General features: G+C 62.2%; 11 protein-coding genes. 6 read left to right on the top strand and 5 right to left on the bottom strand.

From position 1 onward, the window contains the following. Positions 1–41: 41 nt before the first annotated feature. Positions 42–770, top strand: a complete 729-nt coding sequence (locus BLW03_RS15180; RefSeq protein ID WP_244502110.1) for an EAL domain-containing protein — start codon at positions 42–44, stop codon at positions 768–770. 61 nt (positions 771–831) lie between these two features. On the opposite strand, the gene BLW03_RS15175 is transcribed toward BLW03_RS15180, so the two are convergent. Continuing rightward, entirely contained in the window at positions 832–1743 is a 912-nt protein-coding gene (locus BLW03_RS15175; RefSeq protein WP_074654833.1) for a dienelactone hydrolase family protein, read from the bottom strand. A gap of 35 nt (positions 1744–1778) precedes the next feature. Further along, positions 1779–2489 carry an oxygen-dependent tRNA uridine(34) hydroxylase TrhO gene (locus tag BLW03_RS15170; protein ID WP_074654832.1) on the bottom strand — a complete coding sequence of 237 codons (711 nt, stop codon included), beginning with the start codon at positions 2487–2489 and terminating at the stop codon, positions 1779–1781. Between the two features lie 66 nt (positions 2490–2555). Here BLW03_RS15170 and BLW03_RS15165 point away from each other — a divergent pair, with 66 nt between their 5' ends. Together BLW03_RS15165 and BLW03_RS15160 are read left to right on the top strand one after the other, a co-directional pair. Continuing rightward, positions 2556–3338, top strand: coding sequence for a coiled-coil domain-containing protein (locus BLW03_RS15165; protein ID WP_074654831.1), 783 nt, complete (start codon positions 2556–2558; stop codon positions 3336–3338). Then, positions 3328–4116 (top strand): tetratricopeptide repeat protein, encoded by a 789-nt coding sequence (locus tag BLW03_RS15160; RefSeq protein ID WP_074654829.1) that lies wholly within the window; start codon positions 3328–3330, stop codon positions 4114–4116. Before BLW03_RS15165 ends, BLW03_RS15160 begins: the two co-directional genes overlap by 11 nt. Before the next feature lie 141 nt (positions 4117–4257). Here the strand turns inward: BLW03_RS15160 and BLW03_RS15155 are convergent, their stop codons facing one another. Beyond that, the gene (locus tag BLW03_RS15155) at positions 4258–5622 is read right to left on the bottom strand and encodes a dipeptidase (RefSeq protein ID WP_212733210.1); all 1365 of its coding nucleotides are present in this window, start codon (positions 5620–5622) and stop codon (positions 4258–4260) included. Positions 5623–5990: 368 nt separating this feature from the next. Between BLW03_RS15155 and BLW03_RS15150 the strand changes: the two genes are divergently transcribed. The 3 genes from BLW03_RS15150 (at position 5991) to BLW03_RS15140 (ending at position 11355) form a co-directional block, all read left to right on the top strand. Further along, complete coding sequence (locus tag BLW03_RS15150) at positions 5991–7598, top strand: EAL domain-containing protein (RefSeq protein ID WP_074654827.1); 1608 nt, start codon at positions 5991–5993, stop codon at positions 7596–7598. A 149-nt stretch (positions 7599–7747) separates the two neighbouring features. Beyond that, positions 7748–10381 carry a hypothetical protein gene (locus BLW03_RS15145; RefSeq protein ID WP_244502109.1) on the top strand — a complete coding sequence of 878 codons (2634 nt, stop codon included), beginning with the start codon at positions 7748–7750 and terminating at the stop codon, positions 10379–10381. Between the two features lie 107 nt (positions 10382–10488). Then, positions 10489–11355 (top strand): formate/nitrite transporter family protein, encoded by an 867-nt coding sequence (locus BLW03_RS15140; RefSeq protein WP_074654823.1) that lies wholly within the window; start codon positions 10489–10491, stop codon positions 11353–11355. 6 nt (positions 11356–11361) lie between these two features. On the opposite strand, the gene BLW03_RS15135 is transcribed toward BLW03_RS15140, so the two are convergent. Together BLW03_RS15135 and infB are read right to left on the bottom strand one after the other, a co-directional pair. Next, a complete protein-coding gene (locus BLW03_RS15135) occupies positions 11362–11787 on the bottom strand; it encodes an OsmC family protein (protein ID WP_074654821.1) in 426 nt (141 codons plus the stop codon). A gap of 210 nt (positions 11788–11997) precedes the next feature. Continuing rightward, a complete protein-coding gene (gene infB, locus BLW03_RS15130; protein WP_074654819.1) occupies positions 11998–15348 on the bottom strand; it encodes a translation initiation factor IF-2 in 3351 nt (1116 codons plus the stop codon). Positions 15349–15457 lie beyond the last annotated feature (109 nt).

Below are 15457 nucleotides of genomic sequence, written 5' to 3'. Positions count from 1 at the left end.
CTGCCTGCAAGGACGGCGTTGCTCAGCCGATGCAGTTCAGCATGGCATTTCAACCCATCGTGGATGTATCGGTGGGACGTGTGTACGCCTATGAGGCTCTGGTGCGCGGCCCGCAGGGTCAGGGTGCTGACACCGTCCTGTCGCAGGTGAACGACGAGAACCTGTACGCCTTCGATCAAAGCTGCCGGGTCCGTGCCCTCACTCTGGCGAGCCAGCTTGGCCTCACGGACAGTGGCGCAATGCTCTCCATCAATTTCCTGCCGGGCGCTGTCTACAGCCCCGCTGCATGCATCCAGCTCACGCTGAAGACGGCACGCGACCTGAACTTCCCATTGCACAAGCTGATCTTCGAAATCACGGAAGGTGAGAAGGTGAAGAATCCGAATCATCTTGAGGCGATTGCAAGGGAGTACAACAAGCACGGCTTCAAGATCGCGATGGATGATTTCGGTGCGGGCTTCGCGAACCTGAACCTACTCGCGGACTTATCAGCAGACATCGTAAAACTGGATATGGGACTGACCCGGAACCTGCACCTGAGGCTAAAAGCACGGCGCATCGTGAGGTCACTGGTGAGTCTGTGCCAGCAGATAGACGTCGCGCTGATTGCCGAGGGTGTGGAAAGCCCCGACGAGTACGCGGCCCTCCGCGACTCCGGTATCCATCTGATGCAGGGCTACCTGTTGGCAAAGCCAGAGTTTGAAGCACTACCGCTGTTTACGTTGCCAGATCCAGACGGCACCGCGGCCTCCACATTGATTCCCATGTAACGTTCCTGCAGGCAAAGAAAGAGCCGGGCAAGATGCCCGGCACCTTCGTCCGCAACGCAGCCTAAGCGCGCGTGTACTTGTTGAACCAGTCGATGGTGCGTCCCCACGCCAGGTCTGCCGCAGCCTTGTTGTAGCGTTCGGGCGTTGCATCGCAGTTGAACCCGTGCACAGCGCCGGGATAGATGTAGCCTTCATGCGGCACACCCGCCGCTGTGAGCGCCTTGTCATATCCGGGCCAGGTTGCAGCAGTGTTCTTATCCAACTCGCCATGCTGCACCAGCACCGCAGCCTTGATCTTCGGGATCTCCGCATCAGGAGGCACGCCACCGTAGAACGGCACAGCCGCTGCCAGGTCCGCACCCATGCGCGCTGCCAGGTTGTTGGAGACGCTGCCACCGTAGCAGAAACCCGTCACACCGATCTTGCCGGTGCAGTCGGCTCGCGCCTTCAACCACTCCGCTGCGGCCACCATGTCCTCGAACATCTTGGCCTTATCGATCTTGTTGAACAGCAGTCCACCCTTGTAGTCGTCGCCTGGAAAGCCGCCCTGCGAGGTGAGGCCGTCCGGCGCGAATGCCATAAAGTTCGACAGCGCCATGCGACGCGCAATGTCTTCAATATGAGGGTTCAGTCCGCGATTCTCATGAACCACAAGGATGCCGGGCAGCTTGGACGGTTTCTCATTCCGAGAATCCGCGCTGACTGGCCGCACAAAATAACCCTTGATGGTGCCATTGCCCTTGGGCGACGGAATGGTCTCGTAGCTGGTCTTGATGCGGTCGTCAGTCTTGGAGACCTGCTGGCCCAGTGCATAGTTCGGCATCAGCGCTTCGATGACGGCGGTTGCGCCCAACCCCGCCACGGCGAGACCCTGGACGCGTGTGATGAACGCGCGGCGGCTCATGCCACCGTGGATGAATTCGTTGTACAACTCGACGGCTTCGATCGGCAGTTTCGGACGCTCAGAGTTCATGGGTCGCTCCCGAGCGGATCATAGCAGCCGAAGCTTTAGCCTTTGTAGTCTTTGTGTCCAACGGCGACGCGCTCGTCAAAGACGTAGCATTCGCCCTTCCACTGGCTCTGCTCGGCGGGAACATCTTCCAGATACTTCAGGATTCCACCCTTCAGGTGGTAGACCTCCGGAAAACCATGCTGCAGCATGTAAGCCGAAGCCTTCTCGCACCGGATGCCACCCGTGCAGAACATGGCGACTTTGCGATGCTTCTCCGGCTCCAGATTTTCTCGGACATACTCCGCAAAATCCGAGAAGGTATTCAGTGGCGGCGCCACCGCACCGTGAAAGGTGCCGATCTCGCTCTCGTACGAATTGCGCGTATCCAGCAGCAGCACTTCGGGATCCGCCAGAAGCGCATTCCAATCTTCGGGAGCGACATACTGCCCCGGCCGCGTAGGATCGACTGCGGACGTGTTGAAGGTGATGATCTCACGCTTCCGTTTGATCTTCAGACGTCGAAACGGAGCCTTCTCCGAGGTCGAGAACTTCACCTCAGCCCGATCCAGTCCCGTCCGTTCTGCCAGGAAGCGGAGCAGCCGATCGATGGTCTCGGCGGAACCGGCCATTGTGCCGTTGATGCCCTCCGGCGCCACCAGCGTGGTACCAAGCAGATCCGTATCGACAAAGGCCGCGCGCAGTTCGTCACGCAACGCCGACGGATCGGCCACGGCGAAGAAACGATAGTAGGCGGCAACGGTGTACATGCTGCCTCTAGTTTAGATGGGTTACGCGCGCTCCGCTAAACTGGAGGTCGCACGGAAGCCGGCCGCATGACCTCCGAAATCATCCTTCAGCCCAACCCGGACGCCATCGCTCTGCAGGAAAAGCGGGAGCAGCTCGCTGCCGTCCGCAATGCGCTGGCGGAGCGGGAGTCTGAGGTGGCGCAGCTGCGGGCACAGCTCAAGAGCTTCGAAGGGCGTTACCTTCGGCAGGTGGCCGTGCTCTACGCCGAGCTGGACGATCTGGAGGCCCGCATCGCCAAACGCGAGGCTGACCTGTTCGATTCGGAGGCTGCGCGCCGCCGCGCCGAAGAGAGTCGTCGCCAGGCGCAGGAGACACACGAAGCCGCCTTCGGGGACGCGAGCGAAGCCGAAGACTTTGAGCCGCCATCCAGCCTGAAGACGCTCTTCCGCGAAGTCGCGAAACGCATCCATCCGGACTTCGCACGCGACGAAGCCGAGGCGAAGTACTTCACCATGCTGATGGCCCGCGCCAACCAGGCCTACAGTCGCGGCGATGCAGAAATGCTGCAACGTCTACTCGACGATCATCTTGAGATCAACGCATCCGTCGCAGGCGAAGACAGCGCGGCCGAGGTGCTTCGCATCACCCGCCAGATCCGCCATGCTGAACGCGATATCGCGCGGCTCGATGTGGAGCAGCAGTCGCTGCAGTCTAGCGAGATCGCCCAGCTCCACCTGGACGCGGAGACCGCGGCACGGGAACACCGCGACCTGCTGACCGAGCTAGCCAGCACCATCCGGGAACAGATCGCCGATGCACAGCGTCGCTTCGATCTCGTCGACCAGCCCACTGGTGCGCATGAGCGATAAGAGCAAGGCCCTGCAACACATCGCCACCGGCAGCACGCTTGCGCTGGGTTCTCCGACGCGTTCCGGCCTCATCGCACGTGGCCGGCGCGATGCCGCCAGCACAGCCACCAATCCGCACTATCGGCAGGCGGTGCTCGACTACAACGTGGGCGACTTCGCTGCTGCCGCAGCCGGCTTTCGACTGGCTGCAGAGGGAGGCCACGCAGAATCGCAGTACCTGCTCAGCACCCTCTACGACATGGGTGAGGGCGTTCCGCAGGACGACGCAGAGGCCGCGCTATGGGAGCGTCGTGCTGCCGATCAGGGCCACGCCTACGCGCAGGCGAATCTCAGCTTTCGTTACTACGCTGCGAACGACTTTGCGCAGGCCTTCGCATGGTGCCAGCGTGCCGCGCACAGCAACCTGGCATGGGCGCAGTACAACCTGGGACTGATGTATCGCAAGGGCGAAGGCGTACCGCAGAGCGATGCGGAAGCAGCCTACTGGTATCGGCTGGCCGCAACGCAGGGCTTTCCGGAAGCCGAGCAGAAGCTGGCGGATCTGTACTACATGGGCGTTGGCCTCCCGCTTAATTACGCGCAGGCGGCCGTCTGGTATCGCCGCTCTGCCGAGCACGGCAACGCCGAAGCACAATTCCAGCTCGGCCATATGTACGCTACGGGCCAGGGCGTTGAGCACGACTACACCCAGTCGCGCCACTGGATCCACCTCGCCGCACAGCAAGGCCACGACCAGGCTCTGCGAGAGCTAAAGCGCCGCCAGTACCGCGATCCATAACCGTTCGGAAGCGCAAATCTCTGGTTCCCCATTCATGACAGCTCTATCGTCATGAATGGGAGCGCCAGAGGCGCTCAGTCGCGAGTCGCGCGACCCACTCATGCGCAAACAACGCGCATGAATGGGGCACCCGATTGGTGCTTACTTCGCAGCCATCTGTTCTCTTTGTGCTTCTTTCTGGACATCGCCCCACACGCGGAGCAGGTTGCCGCTCCACAGCTTGCCGATCTGCTTTTCCGTGTAGCCGCGCCGCACCAGTTCCAGCGTCACGTTGAAGGACTCGGCCGTGCTGTTCCAGCCATCGATACCGCCGCCACCATCGAAGTCCGAAGCAATGCCGACGTGATCAATGCCGATGAGCTTCACGGCATAGTCAATCTGGTTCACAAGGTCCTTCACGTTGGCGCGCGGGACAGCCGGGTATTGCGCATCGATCTCTGCCAGACGTTTCATGAAGGCATCACGCTTCTCTTCCGGCAGCGAACTCGCGAAGGCAGCATAGGGGCTGCGACGAGCCTGCGCAGGTGCGGAGGGATTCTCCACCGGGCACGGGCGCGGCGCAGCCGTCTCTCCACCAGCACCACCGCGGCGGCCGGCACCGGCACCCGTGCCGAAGTACTCTGCAGCAAGCTTGGACAGGGCCTCCGTGCGCTCCGGCGACTCCGGCTTCAGGTACGACGCGAAGCCAACAATCTGGATGACGCCACCGCTCTTCTTCAGAGCCAGCAACTGCTCATCATCCATGTCGCGGCTGACGCTGGGCGCCATGGCGCGCACGCCGGAGTGCGACGCGATGACCGGCGCCTTCGACAGCTTGATGGCCTCAAGGTTCGCGCCCTTGGACGGGTGCGACAGGTCGACCATCATGCCCAGTCGATTCATCTCGGCGATGACCTGACGGCCTTCGTCGGACAAGCCGTTGTTGTAGGAATACCCGTCCTTCTCGCCCGTGTTGGAGTCCGCCAGTTGGCTGTTGCCGTTGTGTGCCAGCGACATATAACGCGCGCCGCGGTCGTAGAACTCCTTCACACGTTTCACGTCGAGGCCGATGGGGTAGCCGTTCTCCACACCGATGACAGCGATCTTCTTGCCCTGCTTGTGCAGCGACACGACATCGGCTGGTGTCAGCGCCAGGCCGATCTTGTCGGGTGCGATCTTCTCGGTCAGCATGTGGATCGCATCGAACTTCGCGCTCGCCTGCCTGTACGCGTTGTCATACCCCTCGGGCGTCAGCGGTCCCTGGCCGACGTAGACGATCATGAACGACACGTCCATGCCACCCTCAACCATCTTGGGAATGTTCACCTGCGTGCTCAGCCGCATGGTGTAGTTGCACTCCGGTGTGAAGTTGGAGGGCTCAATGTCGTTGTGCGTGTCCAGCGGGATCACGTGGCTGTGGATCTTCTTCGCCTTGGCAATCAGGGCCGCGTCATCCGTTTGTGCGAGCAGCGCCGGCGCGGGCATCAATAGAACCGCAACAAGGGAAAGAGCCGTCAGGGATTTCAAGAAACAACCTCCAGCAGAACAGGTAGGGACAACGGTAGAGACAACCGGCAACGACAGAGGGAGACCCGCGAATGCGGGTTTTGCCGAGGTACAAGGGTTTGGGCTTTACGCGAATTGTACGCGGTACTCCGCCAGACCTGCGGCAAATCCCAGGCTGATCGCTGGCCGGATCACTCCCTGGGGATCAGCGTCAGGGTCAAAGACACTTTCATTAGCGCAAACAATTCTTGTCGTCTGCTGGCATCGTTCTTTCCTCGATATCCATCACAAGGACACCTGAGACTGTCCCCGACCTCCGCGCAGGATCATAGACGGCCCTATCGAAACGGCTCAAAGCGTCGCCCGCCACACCCGAGGGCTCTCCAACTATGCCTATGCTTTCAAAATATCGGGATCTGAGACGAGCCATTCGAGACGACGCGATCGTGCCGTACTTCCAGCCCGTCGTTGAACTTTCCAATCGTAGGCTGCTCGGCTTTGAAGTGCTTGCGCGGTGGCCAGAGTCGAAACGGGGATTCCTCGGACCGGCTGACTTCATCCGTCAGGCGGAAGAATCCGGCCTGATTCAGTCGCTGACCGAAAGCCTTATGTGTCAGGCGTGCAAGGTCGCCAGTACCTGGCCGGGATCGCTTCGCCTCTCCGTCAACCTTTCGACCAGCCAGCTAAGAAACCGACTCCTTGCGCGGCAATTGCGGAGCGTGGTGGAAGGAGCGGGTTTCTCCATGGACCGAATCACCATGGAGATCACGGAGAGCGCGCTGCTCGGGGATGTGGGGACCGCAAGAGATGTCGTGCGCAGCCTGAAGGACGCGGGCATCCGCCTGGCCATCGACGATTTCGGAACTGGCTACTCCAGCTTGAACCATCTCCGCGCGCTGCCCTTCGACATACTCAAGGTGGATGCGAGCTTCGTTCGATCCATGACGCTCAGGCGCGAGGACCGGAAGATCGTCGCTGCCGTGGTGGGCCTGGGCCATAGTCTTGGCCTGACCACCGTGGCCGAAGGCGTAGAAGAGCAGGTTCAGTCTGAGATGCTCATCTGTCTGGGCTGCCATGTCGGTCAGGGTTGGCTCTACGGCAAGGCTGTTCCTGCCGCAGAGGCGACCGAGATGGTCAACGCCGAACCATCCCGCGAGTTGCCCAGCTACCCCTCGCAGGACGTCGCCCTGACGGTCGTCTCGGCCCTCGAAGCGCTTCCGGGGGAGCGGCTGGCACAGCTGCGAGCGATCTACGAGGGCGCTCCTGTCGGCATCTGTTTTCTTGACCGTCAACTACGCTACGTCAGCCTGAATCAGCGGCTGGCAGAGATCAACAACCTGCCTGTTGAGGCTCACCTGGGCCGAACGGTTGCGGCAGTGCTGCCCCGCGTCTATGAGGTGATTCGGTTCCGGCTCGATGCCGCTCTCAAAGGTGAAGCGACGGCTTTTGAGATCACCATGGAAGGTCGTTCGTTGCTTGCGAACTACCAACCGGCGCGGGATGAGGTTGGCGAGGTTGTCGGCGTCTCCGTCGCCGTCATCGACGTGACCAGGCGAAAGCAGGCGGAACACGCTCTGCGCGAGGTAGAGACCCAGTATCTGCGGGCTGCGGGAAACAGCTCCCAGGTCGCATGGACTGCTGACCCCAATGGATTGATTCTTGATGTCCACCCGCAGTGGAGCCTGCTTACAGGCCTCCCGCAGGAAGAGGTTCTAGGAAACGGGTGGCAACAATCGCTGCACCCGGACGACCTTCCCCACGTGCTCTCAGAATGGTCGAGGTCGATCATGACCGGTAGCCCCCTGGATGTGGAGTACCGCATTCGCTGTGCGGACGGCGACTGGCTATGGATGCACATCCGGGCCGCCGCACGTAAGAGCGAACAGGGACAGGTGGTGCGCTGGTACGGCACTGCAGAAGAGATGGGCCGAGAGGCGAGAGGACATCCACCCGTGAGTAGTGCGCAGACGGGATTCGCATTTTCGGAGCAATCGTAGACGGCTGCACCGCCGGTCTGGCCGTACATTCATCCTGACGCATCGTGATTCTTGCTTCAATTGCGCAACGCTCGCAACACGGTAAACCGCGAATGCGTCCAACGTTGTTGATGAAACTTGAAAAGCTAGCTCTTTGTGTCCTTGCTGTCATGGCGCCAGCACTGCTGCACGCGGACGATCCCGCGCGTTTCGACCTGGTTGGTCCCAAGATTAGCGTGCGCGTCACGCGCGGCACAAAGACGCTACCTATCGCGCAGGTTCCCAACCTGCTCGCAGGCGATAAGTTGTGGGTGAAGGCAGATCTGCCTCCCACTCAGTCGAACCACCTTCTGCTGATCGTTGCCTTCCTGCGCGGCACGACGAACGAGCCCCCAGACAAGTGGTTCACCAAAATTGAGACATGGGACAAGAAGTCTGCCGAAGGTACTGTGATCACAGTGCCAGATGGCGCCGAACAGGCTCTGCTGTTTGTTGCGCCGGAGACTGGCGGCGATTTTGAAACACTGCGCTCCGCGGTCAAGGGCAAGCCCGGCCAGTTCATCCGGGCGGACGCGGATCTGAATCAAGCATCGTTTGAACAGCAGCGCACCGACCGCTACCTGGCCGCGATGAAGGCTGCTCCCACCAACGATGCCAAGGCACTTCAGGAGCACTCCGCAAAGCTGGCGGCGACCTTGGCGCTGAAGCCCAATGCCGACTGCTTCAAGCAGCCGGTAGACCAGCAGATCAACTGCCTGACAGTCTCAAGCGCCCCGCTGATCCTGAATGATGGGCATGGGCAGACTGTCGCCGAGGCGCTCTCCACCGGCCCATCCTCCGACTTCGTGAACGCTGCGTCCTACACGCAGGCTGCGGGAGCTGGCGTCTACTCCGCATATGTCGGCGCGGTCGTTGACCTCGTGCACCTGGTTGGCACACTCCGCACGGCGCAGTACCAGTACATCCCGGCGCTTAGCTTTCCCAATGCGGAGACGCTTAACCTAAAGCTCAACGCGCCTCCGTCTTTCGTGAATCCGAAGACCGTCATCGTGGTTGGTCTGCCTGCCGTTCAAAAGGCGGCACCGCCACCACTGCATCCGCACACGGCCAACCAGGTGGCATGCCTGCTGCAGCCGAAGCTGGCTCTCTTGATGGAAGGCGCACCGCTCGTCTACTCCACCAGCTTCGCGCACGACCTGGTTCTGCACCTGAACCGTACCGGAGCACCCGCCGACCTGCCACTGAAGCCCGACGCCTATGAAGGCGGCCTTGTCGTGTCGAACGACGAAGGTGGACGCAAGCCACTCACAGACATCAAGCCGGACGCGGCGGCAAAGCCGGATGCGAAGACCGGCGCCTCTACCGATCTGACCGTGACCGGCACCGTTCGCGGTGCGTGGGGCTTCGATGACTTCGAAGGTCCTACCCTGACGTTGCAGCAGGTCGATGGCAAGAACTGGAAGGTGGTCGGTGATGCAAAGGTCATCGCAGGGCAGGAAGCACACCTGTCACTGCAGGGCGACGGCATCGGCTGCATCGAGAAGATCGCCCTCACGACGGGCAAAGACAAAGATATGGACGTCAGCTTCAAGCCTGCCGACGGCGACAAGGGAAAGAACACGCTCGACCTGGATGTGCAGACGAAGGGCGCCCAGCCCGGCGACTATTCCCTGCTGGTGAAGCAGTTCGGCGCGACGAGCGGAGACAAGGTGCCGCTGGTCGCCTATAGCGGCGACATCCATCTGGAGGCGTTGAAGATCCATGCCGGTGACAAGCTCGCGCAGCTCACCGGAGAGGGTGTTGCAAACATCACCTCGGTGCAGATTGCAGACGCAACGTTCACTCCAACTGCGGCCGGTAACTCGGACAAGCTGCTGAACCTGGAAGCGAAGACCGGCGTCTCTCCCAAAGACGGGTCGGAGGCTACGGCAAAGCTCAAGGACGGGCGCACCATGCCGGTCAAGGTGACGCTCGCGGCCGCGCGTCCCGCACTCACGTTGCTGTCCATGAAGGCAAAGCCTGCGCAGGGTGACGGCATTCCCGTGACGCTGGGCGGCAAGGACGAGATTGCGCTACAAGGCACGCTGACCTTCGTCGTCCAGACGCGCGACACCTTTGACCGCGCCGAGAAGATCGAGGTCGCTACGGCCAACGGTGCAACGAAGACACTGCTGTCACTCGCCGATTCGCAACTGGTACTGCAGGACGACCACACCGCCATCGCAAACCTCGAGCCGCTCAAAGCCTTTGGCCCATCGGCCTTCGGCAAGCTGCAGATGCGGCCTGTCGCGGGCGATGGTACCACCGGTGAGTGGGCTCCACTGGGCACACTGGTACGCGTACCGCAGATCACCGCCATCCAATGCAAGGCAGCCCCGGACAACGACTGCACGCTCAACGGCAGGAGCCTGTTCCTGGTGCAGACCTTCAGCGCCGACAAGGATTTCACCAAGCCCGCCGACGTACCCACCGGCTTCTCCGACGCGACGTTCACGGCACCCGCTCCAGCTGACGGGACCACGCTGTACCTGAAGCTGCGGGATGATCCATCGTCCGTCGCCACGGTCATCCTGCCGACGCCGATGGACAAGCCAGCAGCAGCACCAGCCGCGGACACGCCACAGCCACCGGCGCCGCCAGCATCTGCCACGCCTGAACCGGCGATCCCAACGGTGCCAGCGAACCCGACAGCGCCGGCGAACCCAACAGTGCCAGTAACCCCAACAGTGCCGGCTCCCGGTGGAACGGCACCGGCAGCACCAGCAACTCCTCCTGCTGCAGCGCCTCCGGCTACCCCGCAGTAGCCATCGTCCCGGGCCGGATGCGTTGCCGCAACCGGCCTGGGAAGACCCGCGATAGCGGACCGTCGGCACCCCTTCTGCATCTGAGTCACCTGGGACAGAGGGCATGCATGAGTGACGAATCGCAGGGCGGCAGTTCACAGCCGCAAAAAGAACTATCGCGTCCGACCGCGAAAGAGATCTACGTTCAGGTCGCCGGTAACGCCCGCGATGAGCTGAAACGCTCCGGACTTTCGCTTGGCATCTCCGGACTGGTTGGTGGCATCTTCACGGGTTTCTCGGGGCTCGGAGTCGCGATCACGTTGGCGCAGCTCGGCCCGTCGTCGACGGCCGCCTTCATAGCGCAGATGTTCTATCCCATCGGCTTCATCATCGTCATCCTTGGCCGCGCACAGTTGTTCACGGAGAACACGCTGTATCCAGTCGCCCTGCTCTTTGCCGAGCGCAGGCATTTCCTGCGCACCTTACGGCTATGGGTCATCGTTCTTATCGCGAATGTCGTCGGCGCCTTCGGGTTTGCATCGCTCGTCGCCAGAACACCCGCGATCCGGCCAGCGTTCCTGTCGCAGCTCGCACACATCGGCCTTGAGGCTGTGCAGCAGACGCCAGGCGCAGTCTTCTGGAGCGCCGTCGTAGCGGGCAGCATGATCGCCATGGTGGCGTGGCTTGTCTCCGCGTCGCACTCCGTCACCGGCTCCATGATGCTCATCTGGACGCTCACCTTCGTCATCGGCCTCGGCCACTTCGCCCACTGCATCGCAGGCAGCAGCGAAGTGATGACCGCAGTCCTGGCGCACCAGGTCGCATGGAGCGGCTATTTCCATTGGCTCGCACTCGCCGTAGCCGGCAACGTCAGCGGCGGCGTCCTCATCGTCACACTGCTCGAATACGGACAGGTCATCGCCGACAAGGAAGGCGAAAAAGCCATCAGCGAAGACGCAGAAAAGCACAAGCAGGAAGAGGCCGAACTCGGCTAAAGATCGTCAGTCCGAAAGGCTTCGACCCACCCGGCACTCCTCCATTGTCACCGCGGTTCCAAGCCGTAGTGTGTTGTGGATCTCCGCGACAGAATCGGTATGGCGCATCAGATCGAAAAGCTCCGCTTCGCTGGCCTTCGATTGCAGGGATGCGCGATAGCGGATGTCTCTGCAGGGCTCTCCCCGGCCGCCAAAGAGGCCTGTGACCTCCACCTCGACCGATGTGATCTCCAGTCCACGTTCCGCCGCTTCGCGATAGATGTCGTTGCAGTAGCAGGTCGCCAGGGCCAGGAAGAGTAGCTCTCCCCCGTTCACAGCAGACCCGGGGCCTTCCGGCTTTGCGGTCATCGACAGCTGTTGTTCCTTGCTGCCGGTCCGCACCACGGCTCGGTGCTGTGTGCCTTCATTCACCACAGTCGCTGAGATAACCATTCGCTCCTCATACGCTTTTGTTCCGAGATGCCTATGCATAGGAAACCACTGCCACGCATGGGCGTCTGCGCTGAAGAATAGTGAACGGATGCGCGGTCGACAACCGCCCGATTGCGGACTGCAGCGTCCGCCTCCTGCGGGTAAGCGTTCTTTGCAACGCAGAAAGGCCGGGCTTTCGCCCGGCCTTTCTGATGTGGCTGTTAGGACGCGTTAGACGGCGGCTGGCTCGTTGGCAGCATTGGCTGCGGCGGTGGCCGCGGCTGCCTTCTCTGCCTTGGCCGTGGCGGCCTTGCGGTCGGCGATATTCTCGCCGAGCTCGGCTGCCATCTTCTCCGTGGAGAACGCCTCGATCATGTCGCCCACGCGGACATCGCGGAAGCTCAGATCGATACCGCACTCCATACCGCTGGTCACTTCCTTGACGTCGTCCTTGAAGCGCTTCAGGTTGGTGATCTTGCCCTTCCAGATCTCCTCCGTGCCACGCATCAGGCGAACCTGTGCGTTGCGCGGGATGCTGCCGTCGCGAACCGTGCAACCGGCAATCTGGCCAACCTTTGTGATCTTGAAGACGTTGAGCACCTCTGCCTTGCCGAGATAGTTCTCGCGGAAGACGGGATCCAGCAGTCCAAGCATCGCGCGGGTCATCTCGTCCTGCAGCTCGTAGATGATCGAGTGCAGACGGATCTCCACGTTGTCCTGCTCGGCCAGGTCCTGAGCCTTGCGCTCCGGCCGCACGTTGAAGCCAATGATGACGGCGTTCGACGCAGTGGCAAGAAGCACATCGCTCTCGGTGATGGCGCCGACGCCGGAGTGCAGCACGCGAACGCGTACCTTGTCCGTCGACATACGCTGCAGACTGTCGACCAGTACCTGCACCGAACCCTGCACATCGCCCTTGAGAATGAGGTTGAGATCCTTGACGCCGGCCTGCTTGATCTGTTCTGCAAGGCCTTCCAGGGACACGCGGCTGCTCTTCGAAAGCTGTGCCTCGCGCTCCTTGAGCGTACGGTAACGTGCAATCTCCTTGGCGCGATCGCGATCGGCCATGACGATGAACGTGTCGCCCGCGTCCGGAATGCTCTCGAGACCGAGGATCTCGACTGGGGTCGAGGGTCCGGCTGTCACGATAGCGCGACCACGATCGTCGAACATGGCGCGGATTTTACCGAAGGTGTTGCCGACGATGTAGCTGTCGCCAATCTTCAGTGTGCCGTTCTGCACCAGGATGGAGGCGACCACACCGCGGCCACGATCCAGCTTGGCTTCGATGACGGTTCCGACCGCCGGACGATCGAGGATGGCGCGCTGCACGTTCGTATCAGCGACCAGGCAGATCATCTCCTCAAGGCCATCGAGGTTAATCTTCTTCTTCGCCGAGACCATGATGAACGGCGTGTCGCCGCCCCAGGTGTCAGGCTGCAGACCGCGCTCGGCCATCTGCTGCATGATCTTCTCGGGGTTCGCGCCTTCCTTGTCGATCTTGTTGACCGCGACAATGATCGGTACCTTCGCCGCACGTGCGTGATCGATGGCTTCAATCGTCTGCGGCATCACGCCGTCATCCGCCGCAACGACGATGACAACAATGTCCGTGACCTTTGCGCCGCGTGCACGCATGCGAGTAAACGCTTCGTGACCGGGGGTATCGAGGAAGACGATCTCGCGACCAAAGGCCGGCGAATCGGGCTTCTGCACATGGACCTTGTAGGCACCGATGTGCTGCGTGATGCCGCCGGCTTCGCCCGCAGCCACGTTGACCTCGTCCGACTCGGTCGAGCGGATGGCATCCAGCAGCGACGTCTTGCCGTGATCGACGTGACCCATGACGGTGACCACTGGCGAACGAACGACCTCGGTCATGCCGGTCGTGTCTTCCAGCAGGCCCTCGATGGCCTCGTTCTCCATCTGCTCTTCGACGGTCTGGATCTGTGCGTCGGCACCGTAAGCGGCGGCGACGGACTTCACCAGGTCGTTATCGAGCGACTGGTTCACGGTGACGAAGACGCCACGCATCAACAGGGTTGCGATCAGATCCTTGCCGCGCAGATCAAGCTTCTCAGCCAGATCCTTCACGGTGATGCCTTCTGTCACGGTGATGGTGCGCGTGATCGGTGCATCGCCCATGGCGATCTGTGCGCCGCCGAAACGTGACGGCGGAGCAAAGCCCTTCATCGGGCCTTCCTTGCTCTTCTCGTAACGCTTCTTGTTCGCTGCGCCCTTACGAGCAGCAGGACGCATGCCGGGCTTGGTTGCGCCCGGGCCCTCGGCTCCCATGGGAGCGCCACCCGGACGCGGTCCGCCGAAGCCTGGACGGCCGCCAGGGCCGGCAAAGCCGGGACGTGCACCGAAACCGGGACGCGCGCCCGGTCCACCGGCAGGAGGTCCGCCGGGGAACGTACGCGTGGGGTGCATCGGACGGCGTGCACCGGGGCCGCCTGGGCCTCCGGGACCGCCAGGTCCACCCTGATACGGCGGACGCGATCCGGGACCACCCGGGCCTGCGCCAGGGCCACCAGGGCGCTGGAAGATAGGACGGCGCGGCGCCTGACCGGGAACCGGTGGCGGCGCAGTATACGTGGGACGCGGACCCGTCTGCGGCATGATGACGCGACGGACCGGCGGCGGCGGAGCTTCCACAACGGGCGCAGGTGCCGGTGCTTCGACCACGGCGGGCGCGGTCATCGCGGTCATCGCGGCGGAAGGAACGAACTCGCCAACCTTTGTCGGGGGACGGGCGACCACAACCCCCTGCGGTGGCGGCGTGCTGCTGGCAATGGCGGGACGATCGCCGGAAGGTGCGCCGGGACGAACCACGACACCGGCCGGGGGACGTGCTCCCAGGGCAGGGCGCGCGGCAGGCTGCACGATCGACGGAGCCTGGCGAACCTGCGGCACGATGCGGCGCGGAGCGTCGCCCGAGGGCGCGGCTTCCGTGCGCGGCTGTGCAATCTTCAGGGTCGGCATCACCGGCGTTGTCACCGGTGCGCGTGCCGGAATAACAGGAGCGACGGGGGCAGCGGGTGCTGCTGGAGCGGGACGAGGAGGAGCAGCAACCACCACGGGCGGCGCGGCAGCAACTGGTCGCGGAGCGACGGGCTGTGCGGCGGGCGGTGCCGTTGGAGTTGCCGGAACAGCAGGCGCCGCTGCAACAGGGGCCGGAGCCGGTGCCACAACAACGGGTGCGGGAGCTTCGGCGAGCGGCGCGACAGGCTTGGGAGGAGCGACGGCAACCACGGTGGGCCGAGGTGCTGCGACCACTGCCGGGCGCGAAGCTGCAGCTTGTTCCGCCTGCTTGCGCTCCAGAATCGCCTTCAACACATCGCCGGGCTTGGTGGCCTTGGAAAGGTCGACCTTCGGCCGGCTGTCTACCTGCGACGCGGCAGGGCGTGAAGAAGTGCGTCCACCGGTCAGGTAGCCGCGGACCTTCTCCGCTTCATCTTCCTCGATGGAACTCGAGTGGGTCTTTTTTTCCTGGACTCCGACAGCAGTAAGCGCGTCAAGAATGCTCTTGCTCTTGACCTCAAGCTCACGCGCCAGATCGTTGATACGTACTTTACTCATCCGCCCTCATTACTCCGTAACCCTCTGCTAGCTGTTCATGGCAGCTCCACTCCAGAAGGAATCAATCCCTGTACATCCATTATCGCTCACCAACACAGAATTCGCGCCG

The organism is Terriglobus roseus, assembly GCF_900105625.1.
GTDB classification, from domain to species: Bacteria; Acidobacteriota; Terriglobia; order Terriglobales; family Acidobacteriaceae; genus Terriglobus; species Terriglobus roseus_B.
The sequence above is the reverse complement of the archived record's forward strand: the minus strand, read 5'-3'. Positions and strand labels throughout refer to the sequence as shown.

Bases quoted from the DNA above. Each gene is read 5' to 3' on its own strand.
- BLW03_RS15180 (WP_244502110.1), top strand. From the start codon at position 42: ATGGCATTTCAACCCATCGTGGATGTATCGGTGGGACGTGTGTACGCC.
- BLW03_RS15175 (WP_074654833.1), bottom strand. From the start codon at position 1,743: ATGAACTCTGAGCGTCCGAAACTGCCGATCGAAGCCGTCGAGTTGTAC.
- BLW03_RS15170 (WP_074654832.1), bottom strand. From the start codon at position 2,489: ATGTACACCGTTGCCGCCTACTATCGTTTCTTCGCCGTGGCCGATCCG.
- BLW03_RS15165 (WP_074654831.1), top strand. From the start codon at position 2,556: ATGACCTCCGAAATCATCCTTCAGCCCAACCCGGACGCCATCGCTCTG.
- BLW03_RS15160 (WP_074654829.1), top strand. From the start codon at position 3,328: ATGAGCGATAAGAGCAAGGCCCTGCAACACATCGCCACCGGCAGCACG.
- BLW03_RS15150 (WP_074654827.1), top strand. From the start codon at position 5,991: ATGCCTATGCTTTCAAAATATCGGGATCTGAGACGAGCCATTCGAGAC.
- BLW03_RS15145 (WP_244502109.1), top strand. From the start codon at position 7,748: ATGGCGCCAGCACTGCTGCACGCGGACGATCCCGCGCGTTTCGACCTG.
- BLW03_RS15140 (WP_074654823.1), top strand. From the start codon at position 10,489: ATGAGTGACGAATCGCAGGGCGGCAGTTCACAGCCGCAAAAAGAACTA.
- BLW03_RS15135 (WP_074654821.1), bottom strand. From the start codon at position 11,787: ATGGTTATCTCAGCGACTGTGGTGAATGAAGGCACACAGCACCGAGCC.
- infB (WP_074654819.1), bottom strand. From the start codon at position 15,348: ATGAGTAAAGTACGTATCAACGATCTGGCGCGTGAGCTTGAGGTCAAG.